Origin of the sequence: Teredinibacter sp. KSP-S5-2, assembly GCF_032773895.1 — a bacterium.
Lineage (GTDB): Bacteria > Pseudomonadota > Gammaproteobacteria > Pseudomonadales > Cellvibrionaceae.
Genome location: NZ_CP120416.1, coordinates 2,460,039 through 2,474,022 on the forward strand (window position 1 = coordinate 2,460,039; position 13,984 = coordinate 2,474,022).

At 42.9% G+C, this 13,984-nt stretch carries 12 protein-coding genes; all 12 read right to left on the reverse strand.

Features of this window, described 5'->3' with window-relative positions; genetic code table 11:
• Nucleotides 1–2: 2 nt before the first annotated feature.
• From P5V12_RS10635 to P5V12_RS10690, 12 genes are read right to left on the reverse strand one after another with little or no spacing between them, the layout of a single operon-like run.
• Complete coding sequence (locus P5V12_RS10635) at nt 3–746, reverse strand: DotU family type IV/VI secretion system protein (RefSeq protein ID WP_316957334.1); 744 nt, start codon at nt 744–746, stop codon at nt 3–5.
• Nucleotides 747–752: 6 nt separating this feature from the next.
• Entirely contained in the window at nt 753–2,207 is a 1,455-nt protein-coding gene (gene tssK, locus P5V12_RS10640) for a type VI secretion system baseplate subunit TssK (protein WP_316957335.1), read from the reverse strand.
• Nucleotides 2,208–2,229: 22 nt separating this feature from the next.
• A complete protein-coding gene (locus P5V12_RS10645) occupies nt 2,230–2,697 on the reverse strand; it encodes a hypothetical protein (RefSeq protein ID WP_316957336.1) in 468 nt (155 codons plus the stop codon).
• A 14-nt stretch (nt 2,698–2,711) separates the two neighbouring features.
• Nucleotides 2,712–3,101 carry a DUF4150 domain-containing protein gene (locus P5V12_RS10650; RefSeq protein ID WP_316957337.1) on the reverse strand — a complete coding sequence of 130 codons (390 nt, stop codon included), beginning with the start codon at nt 3,099–3,101 and terminating at the stop codon, nt 2,712–2,714.
• A 4-nt stretch (nt 3,102–3,105) separates the two neighbouring features.
• Nucleotides 3,106–3,675, reverse strand: a complete 570-nt coding sequence (locus P5V12_RS10655; protein WP_316957338.1) for a DUF3540 domain-containing protein — start codon at nt 3,673–3,675, stop codon at nt 3,106–3,108.
• Nucleotides 3,675–4,757 (reverse strand): pentapeptide repeat-containing protein, encoded by a 1,083-nt coding sequence (locus P5V12_RS10660; RefSeq protein ID WP_316957339.1) that lies wholly within the window; start codon nt 4,755–4,757, stop codon nt 3,675–3,677. The genes P5V12_RS10655 and P5V12_RS10660 overlap by 1 nt, the downstream gene beginning before the upstream one ends.
• On the reverse strand, nt 4,754–7,420 hold the full coding sequence (locus P5V12_RS10665; protein WP_316957340.1) for a DUF2169 domain-containing protein: 2,667 nt from the start codon (nt 7,418–7,420) through the stop codon (nt 4,754–4,756). Before P5V12_RS10665 ends, P5V12_RS10660 begins: the two co-directional genes overlap by 4 nt.
• A 4-nt stretch (nt 7,421–7,424) precedes the next feature.
• Complete coding sequence (locus P5V12_RS10670; protein ID WP_316957341.1) at nt 7,425–9,926, reverse strand: contractile injection system protein, VgrG/Pvc8 family; 2,502 nt, start codon at nt 9,924–9,926, stop codon at nt 7,425–7,427.
• A gap of 1 nt (nt 9,927) precedes the next feature.
• Complete coding sequence (tssG, locus tag P5V12_RS10675) at nt 9,928–11,121, reverse strand: type VI secretion system baseplate subunit TssG (protein ID WP_316957342.1); 1,194 nt, start codon at nt 11,119–11,121, stop codon at nt 9,928–9,930.
• Nucleotides 11,085–12,938: a type VI secretion system baseplate subunit TssF gene (gene tssF, locus P5V12_RS10680; RefSeq protein ID WP_316957343.1), complete on the reverse strand. Its 1,854-nt coding sequence runs from the start codon at nt 12,936–12,938 to the stop codon at nt 11,085–11,087. Before tssF ends, tssG begins: the two co-directional genes overlap by 37 nt.
• Nucleotides 12,939–12,965: 27 nt before the next feature.
• The gene (gene tssE, locus P5V12_RS10685; RefSeq protein WP_316957344.1) at nt 12,966–13,337 is read right to left on the reverse strand and encodes a type VI secretion system baseplate subunit TssE; all 372 of its coding nucleotides are present in this window, start codon (nt 13,335–13,337) and stop codon (nt 12,966–12,968) included.
• 26 nt (nt 13,338–13,363) lie between these two features.
• Nucleotides 13,364–13,978, reverse strand: coding sequence for a type VI secretion system tube protein Hcp (locus tag P5V12_RS10690; RefSeq protein WP_316957345.1), 615 nt, complete (start codon nt 13,976–13,978; stop codon nt 13,364–13,366).
• Between the last annotated feature and the right edge of the window lie 6 nt (nt 13,979–13,984).

Below are 13,984 nucleotides of genomic sequence, written 5' to 3' on the forward strand. Positions count from 1 at the left end.
ACCTAAGATACGATTTCTTTGAGTTTTTCAATCGAGGTGATCCACACAATAGCAGCCACCAGAAGATACACACCAAGCGCCATAAACCCTGCCCTTACCCAGGGGACTAGCGGTGTAAGACGAACACCTTTGCCATTTTTTGTGTGCCCACGCCCGCTAGACGTTAAACTGTTTTTTTCCGTCGATGTTTCACCAATAAAAGCCAGAAGTGAACGTCGAATTTTTTTTAACTGGCCATCTCGACATTTATTACGGTATATGCCACGGAAACCAATTTGCAAGGCCAGGTAATAGATCTTCGCCAGCTCTGTAAACACCTTTTCGCCAGACGTATTTTGCAGCAGCGTATCCACTTCATCGAAAAATACACTACCGGATATGGATGTGCCGAATGCTTTCAACTCAAGCAGGTTATTCAACCAGGCTGTACTACCGTCCCACTGAAACAGGTGGATAAAGGTTTCATCGGTAACCGCCGCTAATACGTACTTCACTTTTAAGAAGATTTCATATTCGAACTTGCTGTAGGCCGTTTTTATTTCGTTGTCATAATGATTTAAGGTTCTCAGCATTAAGTCTCGAATATTGATCGCCAGGCACCGGTGTTTTTCCTTTTCGCTTCCGCTATAATCTTTTGCCAACAGCCCATCGAAACATTCGTTGTTGATGTTTTCCTTTATATCAACAAGCTCTTCCAGATAATCGAAAAAGAGAGTCAACAACATTTCTTCAAAGGGCATTTTCATTCGACACTATCCCCGCTGACTGCTTGTACCATTGCCATCAGATCGCGCTACATATAACGTAATCGATTTCGGCGCCTTACCACTTCCTCCACCTAGAATGAACAGGTTTTTACCGTATTCAACTCGGCTGCAAACGTCGTCGTCCTGACTCTCCAACTCAAACAAGAGACAACCTTCCGATTGATAAAGGTCGATGGGCGTCACTTCCTCAGTGGCAGTCCGTTTTATTCCCGTCGCCCGCATACGGTCTAATTCTTTCAATACGCCTTTTTCGCCAATGCGCGCATTGGTAATCCAATCCTGCAGGGACTCAACGGTTTGCCCTCGGTTAGGTGAAAGCTCAATAAACACTCGCTTTCCCGCCCACTTGGGGTTGAGATTCAAATAGAATAAATTAGGTTGCGCTTGTCTAAATAAAATCGATACATACGCCAGGCCGACCCGCAGTACAGTCTTCTCAATAATTCGAATAATTTTGACAAAAGCGCCGTAGCTATCACGGTGGTTATAGCCCGGCAACACAGGGGGCATAATACCGTGGGAACTGATAGTACTGATTTGCCCAAGGAAGTTCGCCAGCGTTGTATAGAGAGAAAAAGGATGAATATCCGGTGTTTTGTTATAAATATCCAATAAGGGCAAAGCCTTAACCAAATTAAGCACATACATGGAGTATTTCTTTTTTAAATCGCTGTTTGCCTGCCCTTTCTCCGCCTTTAATACGCGCGTTAACAATTGCGTTCTCTTACGGATCAAAACCCGAAGTTTTTTAATTTTCCCCTGTAGACACAAGCTTTCAATACTCTTTAATGCACTAATGGTGAGCATGGGCGGATAATAATTGGCGACCCGGTACATATCGTCCGCGTCTTTGGTAATCACCAACAGTTGGAGGTAGGTAAAGGTTGAATTTGGCAGTACCGGCGACAATGACAGATTCGGTGCTAATCGGTTTACTTCTATCGTCCCATATCCCGTATTTTCATCTACCACCAGTTCCGGCAGTTTAGGAATAAACCGCTGTTGCGAACCCTGAGGTTTCGCTGCGGCGACACCTCGCTTCGGTAGCTGGAGATAAATAGTAAGGTATTTATCTCCATCTTTAAGTTTTTCAAAGTCTTTATCCAAATCACGATATAACGCAGGTTTACTTTCATCTTCACCGTCTTCGTCTTTTTTCTCACCGGCTCCATTTGTCGCCAATCCTTCAATCGGATAATTAAATATCAAACCATCCGGCATGATTCCAGATACAGAGGTGATCAGCAGTTTGCCATTAACCAGTTCATCCTGATCAACTTCCAATTGGCTGATGCCAAAAAAATGTGGCTGTAAAATAGACATAACCGAACAAAGCTGTTGATCCCAGTATTTGTCCTGTTGCTGTAAATGCTGTGGTGAAAGAAGCATACCTTCAGACCATTGCACCGGATGTATATGTGCGACATTGTGTATTGACATGACTCTATTCCTCACCTGGTTTCTATATCTCTTTTACAACCGGATCGCCCAGTGCTAGATCGATTTGAATGTGTTTCATATGGGTTATATCTTCCTGAAAATATTTTTTATTTCCGTAATAAGCGATATACACCATGACTCTTTTGGATTTCTTCTTTTTCTTTGGCAGTTTGATATCGTCCAATATGCCTAATGGCACAGGTTGATGAAAAACCACTTCAAGCTTTTTCCGGCTCATACTGAGATAGGTATCCTTCTGTAAAAACCAATCTTTTGCTTTAACCGGCAACATTGACGACTCAACATCTTTGTCATACACAAAAACCACATCCACCAAAATATATTGATTATTGTTCGCTCCATCTTCACGCACGATTTTGATACTTTTAACCTGTGAACTGCTTTTAAAAATACCCACCACCCCGCTCATGGTCGAACAGCCACATAGCGCAACCATTAAGAAACAAACAAGGAACAGTTTTTTTTGCATACCAATTAAAACCATTACTTTAGCGCCATCACTTTTATTTGGGACATAATCGCAACCAGCCCAGGCGCATTAATCGAATTTTGCAATGTGGTACTTAAAAGCTTGGCAACAGGTGCACAACCGGCAATTACGGAAAAACTACCAATCAGATAACGCGCCGGCCCTTTGATAATGCCGGACACCACACCACCCATAGCGCCAGGTTCATTAGCCGAGGTCATCGGAATCGAAGTTAGCAAGTTGTGCACCGGGCTCGCCAGGATGGTGACATTAAACACAAACCCCAGCCCCATCGTGCTCACGCCAATGTTGACATAGGGAATCGGCACCGCTAAGGGCGGTGTTTTACATACGTCGACAATGCCTAAAGCTGTTGCACCGGATTGAGTAACAATAAACGGCATGGTTTTACCCCATATTTATATGTTCAGCGTTGAGTCGCATTTCTTTTTGCGCTTCAATCAGGTTGTGTTGACCTTGAATGGAAACCAGATCCTGCGCTTTCACTGCGTAGTGTTCCGCATGGTTAAAATGATTACGCGCTTTACTGATTAAATTACAGGCCGCATGTTGAATCAGTTCTTTGGCATGGGTTGCGATTCTGCCCCCAACACAAATCATGGATAGTGTCTGACCGGCAATTGTCTGCACACGGGTTTTTCCCAAAATGCGAATACTATCTGCTGTAATGGATAGCTGTTTAACCCCCGGCGTTTGAATGGTTTGTTGCGATTTATCCTGTCTGGATAAAACAGCGATCACATAATGCTGGCCATCCATTAACTTGCAGACAGAAACCACATCATCCACCAACACCTCAATTAAACAACTGAATGCCTGTTTGGCAGTGATGCCGTCTTTTAATAGTATATTTTCGCCATCAACATGGCTTACCTGGGATGAAAACATGCCAGATGAAAAATACATTTCATCGTGAGTGGTTTTTCCTAATCCTTCTATATTAACTCTAGCGTTCATTACAGGACTCCATATCGACGTGCACGGGCTTCTCGTTCAGCTAAAACATGACTGGTAGCATGCAAACCTTCACAACTATTGTGTTCAAATATGCTGTCAAACGTGGTTAATTGATGATGATTCGCATTGGTAAAATTATTATCCGTAAATTTACTGGACTGAACCTCAGCGTAAGACCAATTACTGTATTCAAACTGATTGTTATCGAACCGACTTTTAATAATGACCGACTTGCCCCACCAGCTATTATCCGCTTTGCAGTGAGAAACCTCGCTCGCTTGCCATTGAGCAGAATCACTATTGCTGTTCGTTAGATCACATCGCTTAAGCGAGCTGGATTGAATCGAAGCATTGGCCAACACCGCATTTTGAAGGTTCGCCTCCAGAAATTGGCAGCCATTAATTTCGGCCTGGCAAAAGTTGACGCCGCTCAAATCACAGTGTTCGAGCTGAAGATTTTCAAGAGAACCAGATTGAAAGTTCGACCCATGAAAGTCTATTCCTGACCAGATTTTATCCTTAATGGTAACGTTCAGAAAAAGGCACTGAATAAAGGTGGGCTCTGATATTTCCCATCGAGAAAAGTCAATTTCGATAAAGCAACAATTTGTGCTCGCTACCTTTTGCCATACAACTAAATCAAAATCGCATTTTACAAGGGATACAGACTGGAGACTGTTTTCAATACAGGTTAACCCGTTACTCTTAACTTTGGTAAAACCACATCGTTTTAAACTGGTGTTATGTATTACCACATCATTCATATCACATAACTGAAACGACACCTCATCTAATTCACAATCGACAAACCCACTATTACTGATCTCGCACTCAACGTAGTTACATCCTTTAATTGAGCAATTAGAAAATGGTGTAGCCGTAAAATCACATTGAATAAAGGTGCAGTTCTTAATACTTAAACCATTAAAATTCACATCGGTAAACACACATTTTTGATACACAGTATCCGATTCGGGTGGCGTAAAGTCTGAAAAGGTTTTATCCAGGTAGACATTCGCCTCTTCCAGTGCCACAGTTTCGAGGGCATTCATATCCAATGCTGCTACATTACTGCTTTTCATTGGGTCACTCCTTCGATACTGACACCAACTGGAAGAGTGACATTCTTAACCACTGCCTTATCAAATTCTGCCTCAAACAGATCCGCACCAAAGAAACTTGTGTCATGAATTTCCGATTGAGTGAATTTTGCTTTGCGACATAAGGCATGTAAAAAATCAGCATTCATAATTGATGCCTCGCTCATATCAGCCCCATTCATGAGCGTGTAGGCAAAACAACTGCCGGTCATATCCGCCTGTTTCAGACACGCCTGACTGTAGTCACACTTACCAAATACGCCGCCGTTAAAATTTGAGCCGTAGAAATTCACACCACCAAAACCACAACGAGAAAGAACCGCCTGGCTAAATATGGTGTATTTGAACTGGTTGTTTTTTAACGCCGAGCAATTATTCATTACCGCTTCTGAGAAATCGGCATGGCTCAGGTCATTCTCAACCCAGGCGATATAAGCCAGACTGGCGTTCGTATATTGAGAGTAATCCAGAGCGGATTGACTGATATTGCCCTGCTTAATCGTGGCCCCGACAAACAACGCTTTGGAGAAACAACTATCAACCAAGGTAATTCCCTGGATATCCGCCGCCGAAAAATTCGTATTATTAAAGTCTGACTTAATAACGGAAGTATTTTTGATCTTTGCTTTTAGCCAGGAACTTTGCGCCATATTGGCATATAGAAATTGGCAGTCTTCAAGTACAACTGAATCTAAACTTGACTCCTGGCCATTTATACCGCTTAGATTTACCTCTTTTATGGAAGCATGGGAGAAATTTGTTTGTTTGGCATACGCACTTTTCAAATTGGTTCGCAGCAACGTACAGTGCTGCATATTTGCTCCGGACAAACAGCTATTACTTAGATCGGTATCGGTAAGATCCATACCAGATAGATCAAGTTCGCTCAGGTCAGCACCACTCAGATTCCTACCGGATAGCGACTGCCCATTATTGATCAAACCAATAACATATTCCCGAAGCAATTTGGAAGCCGGTGTCGGTTCAAACGCTTCTACCGTTTTTTCTGCCACACTGTAGCTGGCAGCCAGTCTGTCACACTGCTCAATAATGCTGTCTGCAGTGGCTTGGTGATTTTCCTTTTGTGTATCGCTACTGATAGTGTTGCAATATTCTTCCAGTTTTTTAACCGGGTCTTTAATCACTTTACCAGCACTACTCAAGGCTTTTTTGCTCGCGTCTTCATTATTTTCCACCGGAGTGTGCTGCGTATTATCTGCCTTGGCTTGTTTGATCTCATTTTCTGCCTTTTCCCTTTCTTTATTCGCCACCTCAATTGAATGAGCTAGGGATTTCTCACACATCGTCATATATGGTGTTAAATCAAAATCGCCGTTTTTAATCTCATCCGCTGTTGGCGTTTGTTCAGGTTCAAGTGAGAAAAGTGCATCAGCCGCAGAAAGGGTTTCATTTCCATTATCGGTGCTGTCGCTTTTATCTTCAGAGGAATGCGTATTGAGTTCGGGTATGGTTGCGCGAATTTTGCGGGTGGTGTCATCCGCCGACTGACTTCTTTTTGCATGATAGGCAATACGTTGTTGAATTATTTCATCCTGCTCTGCCTTGGTTTTTAACGGCATAAGCTGAGATTCATTAAAGACATGTTTTAATGCATGTTTTGGATCAGTACGTTGGTTTAATACCCACCTGTAATGCTCCAGTGACTTCGGTTGATCATGAATGCCTTCGTAAGCAATCATAATCGTACTAACATCTTCGGCATCACTTTGGGTAACAGCGACGACTGATCGACCAACAAGCACGCCGATTTCCCTGTCTGGAAAGAACCATACGGTATCGATATGGTTTTCACTATCTTCAACGTCCTGGCTTTCTTCACGTTGTACAAACACTCGGAATTTAATTCCCGGTAGCACGCCGGATATTTTAGCGATCTTGGGGTGCATTCCTGTTAGGCAAAAAGACATTCCCCCCACATATGGGGTTGAGGAATACTGGTCACTCGATGCCCGGTTAAAGTAATGAAAATCAATATCCTGCGGAAATCCAGGCCGGTCTTCATTGAACCAATTTTCATCATAGGTTCCGGCTTGCTGAATTTTATTTGGCCAATCAACCCCTGTTGGGCCAAATGCCGCTGGCATCTGATTTTTGTCTTTTCCACAACGGAGTCCGTTTTGGTTATAAACCAAATTGGCTCCTGGCACATTTTTCTGCCTGCGTTTTTCGAACAGCCCTTTTCCAACGGGGTTGGATGGTGAGCCAGGACCACCAAAGGTATTGTCAAAGCTTAATGACAGTGATGAAAATTCGGCGTTCTGTTTCTGCTCCGGCGACACTCCTAACAGGCCAGATTGGTAATTTCTATCGCCTAACACGTAGATACGCTTGGACACATCGCCCAAAGATGCGCTAACCACCATTTCAGTAACGGGTTTATCGGTGTTGCTATAAGCACTTCCCTGGATAATAAATTCCGCACTGCCCTTGGGCATGCACAAATCAAATATATCTTTGCCTAAGGCAGAATAAAAATCGGCTTCAGGGTCAGTTTCTTTGTAAATGTGTTGATTATCCAATAAGGAAAAGACACATACCGGCGAAATAACCAAGTGGTCCTTCTGCTTAAATCGGTATGTTTTATGTAAAATGGATAATGTACGGGGTTTGATAATATTCATCATTCACTCACATAAAGATTTTGAAATTCATCATTTCAACATCAATATTTCCAATTCTTGCCTTCACATTTGCTGGCTCATTTATCACTTCCAGTGGCGTGGTTTTATTGTTTGACTGGAACATTTTTATTTCATTTTTAATTTCTGCCGTACCATTTATATGTGTACTTAAACTTGCACCTACATCAATCAATATCGAATTACTTAACCCGGCGTTTAGCGTCAAACTATCGCTGATAGATGCATTGATTGCCCGACTGATAGAGGCCGATGCGCTCAAATCAATACTGGTTTTTACCCCTAGAAAGGTATTGAAACTGTTTACCCAACCGATCGTGGTCGATTGCGAACTGGTGTTTCCCAGCGTGAAGGAATCTGAAGTTTGATTGGCGTAAATTTTGTTGGTACTGGAAATATCCCCGTTATGGGTGGTAGTTGAGGTAGTAAGGCCATTAATGGTGGTCTCACTTTCCTGCTCACCCACGGTAGTTTTGGAATAGCTTTTACCGGTAATGGTGGTGTAACTATCGGTGCTGCCTATTTTGCTTTTGCTATAGCTGTACCCAATATCAGAGGTGCTTATTGATCGATCAATTTCGGAATGATTGTTTGTATATTCAGCATAAAACTGACTATCTGTACTGCCGTATGTTACGCTCTCGCTTAACAATCCTTTTTTTCCATGTTCTGCAGTGGAATAACTGTAGCCTCCTCCCTGAGAATAACTCACATCTTTATATTTCCCGGTGGCGTAGGCGTCTTCAACAATGCTTATAGCTTTATCTAAATTTACCTTGGACTTCAAACCAAAACGGATGCTTTTACTGTCACCATAACTGGTAGAAACATTACTACCTACACTGGTATTAGCCTGCCATTCACTCGGGATAACCACTTTACTGCCGTTGCTTTGCACAATGCTTTGAATTTCCGGCATTTCCGACTCGTCATTTGACCGCCCGATTGACACTGTCACACCAACCTCAGGTACAGTCTGCATATGCTGCGCCAACTTTATCCATACAGCCCCTTGTTGCTTTTGCATGCTGTCAGTAGATAGTTCAACAAGCACACCTATTGCTCTTAATTCTTCAGCATCTTCCCCGTCGGTTACGCTGTGATATTCCTTGTAGAAATTATTTTTGTAACGGTATTTCCAACCGATTGGATTCTCAGCAGTTTCATCTGCAACCACCGTTCCCAGAATCATGCCTTGCTGAGTATCCTGAATATTAAATGGTGTAATAAGCATGTCTGACTGAGTGGCCTGAAAGGAATTGGAATACGGCTCTACGACGCTCATTTTATGTTGTACTTGAGTAACAACAAATTCGCACCCTTCCAATTCTGGCCTGACTATTGTTGTCTGATAGACATTATCGGAACCAAACTGATAACTTGGCGAATCAACTTCTGCATCGTTCATCGTAACAAAAGTATGGCCCGCACTGAGTAACGGTGAACTGCTTTCCCCATTTAAACTGGTTGCAGCTGACTGAATCATTTCCCAGTTTTTACCGCTTTCCGTGCTGACCTCTTCATTGCTTCCGCCGTACTGAAATATTTTATATTTACGAAAAGGCAGCCTAACAATATCGTTATTTATCGCCTCATATTTGGTAAAACTGGCCAGATTATCCGATTCCCAGGCCGCTTCGCTGCGCAATAAAATGCTGTGAACACCACTACAACTAATGGCTTTTTTATAACTGTAATTGGATAAGTGTTCATCTTCTTGAGAATGCAAGTCAGCTTGTGTTGAATGTACGTAACGTAAAACAAGTTGTTCCTGGCTTCCCTCTTTGTATAAGGTTTTATAATACGGATTATTCGCGATAATCAGGGTATGATTGCCGTCTTCGTGGGAGAAGTAGTAATAAATATTCGCTTTATGCATTAACCTCTGAATAAAATCCAAATCGGTTTCACCGGTTTGAATCCAGTCCTGCTCACGGTTTACCGCGACGGAATCCAAATGCATTTCATGAACAATTTCATGTTCATTCAATATGCTTTGCAGGACGGCCTGGATACTCTTGGCGCTATAAAGTTGATAGCGATTGGTTAATGAGGCTAGCCACAATCTTGGCTTCACTGTTAAATGATAAGAACCCGGTGCACTCAACGAAAAATCGGCAATAATCCCATTAAAGTAACGTTTTGGAACCGCTTGCTCGCTGCTTTCGCTGACAACGCTATTGTTTGATTCATCGGAGGGGTTTTTAGCCACCGGCAACACATAAGAAAGTGTGATTGATTTTCCCAGCAACGAGTCAAAACTCAGTTTTTCTCCACTGCCATCCTGCAGACCGTCATTTGCGGTAAGCTCAACAGAAAACTCAAATGGCTGGGATAAGGATTCCTGCCCCTGGATTGACTGGACACGAAAAATGTCGTTATCTATGCGTTTACCCTTGGCGTCTCGAATATCCACAACTAACGGAACATCGGCTGTTTCTACTTTATCCACATAGAATTCGTTTAATTTACTTTCAGCACCAAGACTCATGTTATATATCCACTCTGAACTCTGTCAGGCCATCAGGGCGTGAAACCGGTATTAACTTGTCCACCGCAGTTTCTGTTTTTAACCAGCTTTCCCTTCCCAATTGCATATGCCGCTCTGCCACTTTTTTTATTTTTGGTTGTGCTAACCAGGCTCGCATATCCATAGGAGGTTTAAGGGAAAAGCGGGAAATTTTTCCGTGAAGCAAGCTTTGGGGGATATCTTCGTTACGAATCAAAATACCCAGTTCACAATCCCAATCACCGTCGCTAAGAAAGCGAATTAAACTAATAAGAGACGAATGCAGCACACCGCCCTTTATCATACTAACCAAAGCTTTATATGAAACCGGGCCTATGCGTATACCGATAAGGCTTTGTTGATCCCAGCAGGACTGGCCTAAAATGAATTGTTCACCCAGGGCATGGTTGGCTTTACCCAGACTGTTCTGATCCTCTTTTTCCACAGGTAACCATTGACCAAGGAATTGCTCCAGTTTGACCGGGGCATTAAATACGGTACTGATCACCGTCTTAATATAATTCGCGGACTTCCTTGGGTTATAAATCAGCCCGGAAAATGTTTGTATCAAATGATGCTCGACCTCCTTCTCACCTTCCACGTCTATCTGTTCCTGGCGGTTATACAATCCTATTTTGACCAGATCGAACAAACGTCGATCATCAAAACCCGCCAGGGATTCAATTCTTCGTGCAACAACGGAGTTATTAGGGTGTTCAGAAGTTAAGGAAAGCCGTTGTTCGGCCCGATTCTGATGACGAATCGATAAAAACCGATGATTAAATATATCGATAAAATCCAGTACAGAAGAATGCTTTTCGTTGCGAAACCCGTTATGCAGCTCGCGAAAAATCCATTCCACATAGGGCAAAGGTAATGGGCTGTTAAATGACACAATACCGAAATGATTCAACAATAAACGATTAATCGGCAAGCCATGAGGGTCGCTTTTTTTGGTGATACTGGCAATACCAGTGATATCCGTAGGCGGCATATCGTAACGAACATGCGATTGCACACGGAACAATCCATCGTCAATTTTATCGCATATCTCACCCTGCCCATTATCTTCTTGCATGAGCAGTAATTTAATCAGCTGGTCAAGATTAAACGCGCTGGCGTTTAATCTTATCTTTTCACTTAAAGTAAGATTTGTTCGCCCGCTAGCGGTGGCCATGACCTAAAGACCTCTTTTTTTTGTTTGAGAATTAATTTAAATTGGGTAAAGCTATTTACATTGGCATACAATCCAAAAAATCGATTGAGTACCGAGCCAAAAAGATGAAGACTGGTACCATTGAATTTTTCAATATCGATTTCCAACACCACTTCCATTCCTTTACACAAGCCGCGCCATTGATCTTTGCCAATGTGTTTAACAATTCGGCGACATTGCACATCGGTAATACTGTCGACCTGGGAGAAATGGCTTTTTTCATTTTCGTTTGAATAGGTAAGCAGTATCGATTTAAGAATCTCGATCCCCTCCTTTTCCAGGCTGGAAGTATTCAGAACCAGGTTGGACATAAGCCGCCAGGGCTTGTCATTATTCAATGACGGTGACATATGCATGGTGGGTTTGGTCAATACCTTTGCCCGACTAATTGGCCCCGGCCCTACCAGTGCCAAGCTATCGCCAACTCTTAGCGATTCTGGTAACCGACGATTAGTGCACTTGGCTTTGATGCTGATAACATCGTCAGCAGTTTTTTCGTATTCCTGCGCTTTCTGGTGAATGGAAATATACATTTCCGTACCAGGCACACTTTTTAACCCACTAATTTCTGTTCTTGTACTATAGAAGCATTCGTTTTCGTGCAATAAATCCCCTTCAATACCGGCGTAGGGTTGCGCTCTTTTAGGTTCCCCCTCTTTGGGAATCACTTGTACTTCAGACAGTGAATGCACTTCGCAATAGGCGTGATGTTTGAAATCCCCCATTAAACGGTACTCGTGATCTTCCTCATCCAGCCGGATGCTATTTAACCGCTGTGGGTAAAGATTAATAAGGGGAATGGCATTCAAAGAAAAACTGTCGGCATTAGGCCGAACATTTTGGTTTGGCAAAGTAGACAGTAAAAAGTAAATATCAAACTTTTTGCCCAGCTTGCTACCGTCTATACCGGTTAAGTCAAAGAAGAGATATTTCTCGGGAAACAGAAAGTATTCCTGAAGTATTCGATATGCCGAATGTGAGCCTTTATTGAACGGTAAAACCGCGTCTTCCTCATCGAACCCTACCCAGGAAATTGCGTTCTTATTGAGTAACTGATATTGACTGGCTTCGCTATCGCTGCGGTTTTTTACAATGATATTAATACAATCATTGGCGATTAAATCATAGAGGTGATATGCAGAATGGGGCCGATTCTTTTCCCCATTTATGTAAAAACGTAAGGATTCCGGTCCGAACTCCGCTGTCGGCTTATCATCCAGATTGGTGACCTCCAGCTTAAGCGCCGTATGCGCTTTACGCACGGCATTGCTAACGGAATCGTTGTCCATTTTTGATGCGTCGTAACCGACATCACGAATAGAGGAAAACGACACATCGCTGACATCAAAAGGTCGCAATGTGGTTTTGGTTGAAGTGGTCATTTTACAACGCAGCAACCCTTTTTTGCTGCTATGAATATCGACGTAAAATTCCCTGCCTTTGTCTAAAACTTTCACCCCGTCGAACTTGGCTTCTTTGGACACCACATCCGCCTGTACCACAAACATGGAAGGTATAGGCTTGATTAGGTGAGGATACAACACACCCAACACTTGATTCGGCAAATGGTTTGCCTGGGTCGCCATGTCCCGTCGAACATTCGCTGAGAGGTAAGCAAAAGATTGCAATAGCAATTCAACATGGGGGTCTGAAGATTTCACTTCACTTAGACGCAATTCTTTTGCTACATCCGGGTAGTCATCAGCAAAGCTTTTTGCACGCATACGCAAGTAATCCATCTCGCGCAGGAAATAGTCGTACAATTCTTGATCTTGCATCTTTTGCATCGTTGCAGTTCGACTCGATTAAAAATCTACAGTGAATTTTTCTTCCACACCATCCATGAATAAATCTGCACTGATATGAAACGGCTGACTTTTCCAACTACCTGTTTTGTCATAACGGACTTTCACATTTTTTAATCTTGGCTCGAAGGCTTCTATGGCCTGCCGAATATCCTGCACCAACATTTGCAAATTGGCTGATGAATTGGATTTTTCCACCAAATTCGGAATACCAAAATTAAATATGTTTCTTTCCCCGTTGACGGATCCATTGGAACGCGTGGAGAGTATCCGTTGGATCTCATCTCGAATCGTCAGCTTTATCGTGTCGATATCACTGGTTGATTCCCGTGGCCTGGGGTCACTTAAACGATAAAAAAACGGTCTCTCCATTGCGATTCCCTACTGCTCTAACGTGTTTAGGTAAATTGACCAATTGGACGGTTGCGCGCCACACTCCAGCCGGCATGGAATTGCCCACCGTTACCGGTACTGGCTTTTTGCACGTTGTAGGTCCAGAGTATTTCGGTAAAATTCAGCTTGAATTGTTCAGTCGGCATATCATCCGGATGCGACTGAAACTGGTTCTCACTGATAATGGCATCGCGTAAGCTAATGGTCATAATGTTGGAGAGACGGTCTCCAGAGTTACGTAGAATAAATATCTTCGTTGGCTGATCTTTACCGACACCTAGGGGCTTTGCCCTTAAGCACAACTCGTTAAATTTCACCGATGATTTATCTACGTATTTCACACAGGTAAAGTCAGTAATAATGGGCCGACCAGAAGTACGTGCCGAATTACTCACATCCGTGGTTACCTGTTGTTTCATGCCCTGATTCACCGAAACCAGTTCAATACAGTTTTTGCCATCAAACGGCAGCGGCTCACCGGGATATTCTTCAGAAAATTTATTCCAAGGAAGATCACTGGTGCCATCTGCACCGTCAATCAAACTTCCGCCCTTATCCCAATCGTTATCGCCTAAACCTACTGCTGCTGGATCGCCAGGTTGCATTAATATTAGATCCATTGTTTT

Bases quoted from the DNA above. Each gene is read 5' to 3' on its own strand.
- tssG (WP_316957342.1), bottom strand. From the start codon at position 11,121: ATGGCCACCGCTAGCGGGCGAACAAATCTTACTTTAAGTGAAAAGATA.
- tssK (WP_316957335.1), bottom strand. From the start codon at position 2,207: ATGTCAATACACAATGTCGCACATATACATCCGGTGCAATGGTCTGAA.
- P5V12_RS10670 (WP_316957341.1), bottom strand. From the start codon at position 9,926: ATGAGTCTTGGTGCTGAAAGTAAATTAAACGAATTCTATGTGGATAAA.
- P5V12_RS10645 (WP_316957336.1), bottom strand. From the start codon at position 2,697: ATGCAAAAAAAACTGTTCCTTGTTTGTTTCTTAATGGTTGCGCTATGT.
- tssE (WP_316957344.1), bottom strand. From the start codon at position 13,337: ATGGAGAGACCGTTTTTTTATCGTTTAAGTGACCCCAGGCCACGGGAA.
- P5V12_RS10665 (WP_316957340.1), bottom strand. From the start codon at position 7,420: ATGATGAATATTATCAAACCCCGTACATTATCCATTTTACATAAAACA.
- P5V12_RS10650 (WP_316957337.1), bottom strand. From the start codon at position 3,101: ATGCCGTTTATTGTTACTCAATCCGGTGCAACAGCTTTAGGCATTGTC.
- P5V12_RS10655 (WP_316957338.1), bottom strand. From the start codon at position 3,675: ATGAACGCTAGAGTTAATATAGAAGGATTAGGAAAAACCACTCACGAT.
- P5V12_RS10690 (WP_316957345.1), bottom strand. From the start codon at position 13,978: ATGGATCTAATATTAATGCAACCTGGCGATCCAGCAGCAGTAGGTTTA.
- P5V12_RS10635 (WP_316957334.1), bottom strand. From the start codon at position 746: ATGAAAATGCCCTTTGAAGAAATGTTGTTGACTCTCTTTTTCGATTAT.
- tssF (WP_316957343.1), bottom strand. From the start codon at position 12,938: ATGCAAGATCAAGAATTGTACGACTATTTCCTGCGCGAGATGGATTAC.
- P5V12_RS10660 (WP_316957339.1), bottom strand. From the start codon at position 4,757: ATGAAAAGCAGTAATGTAGCAGCATTGGATATGAATGCCCTCGAAACT.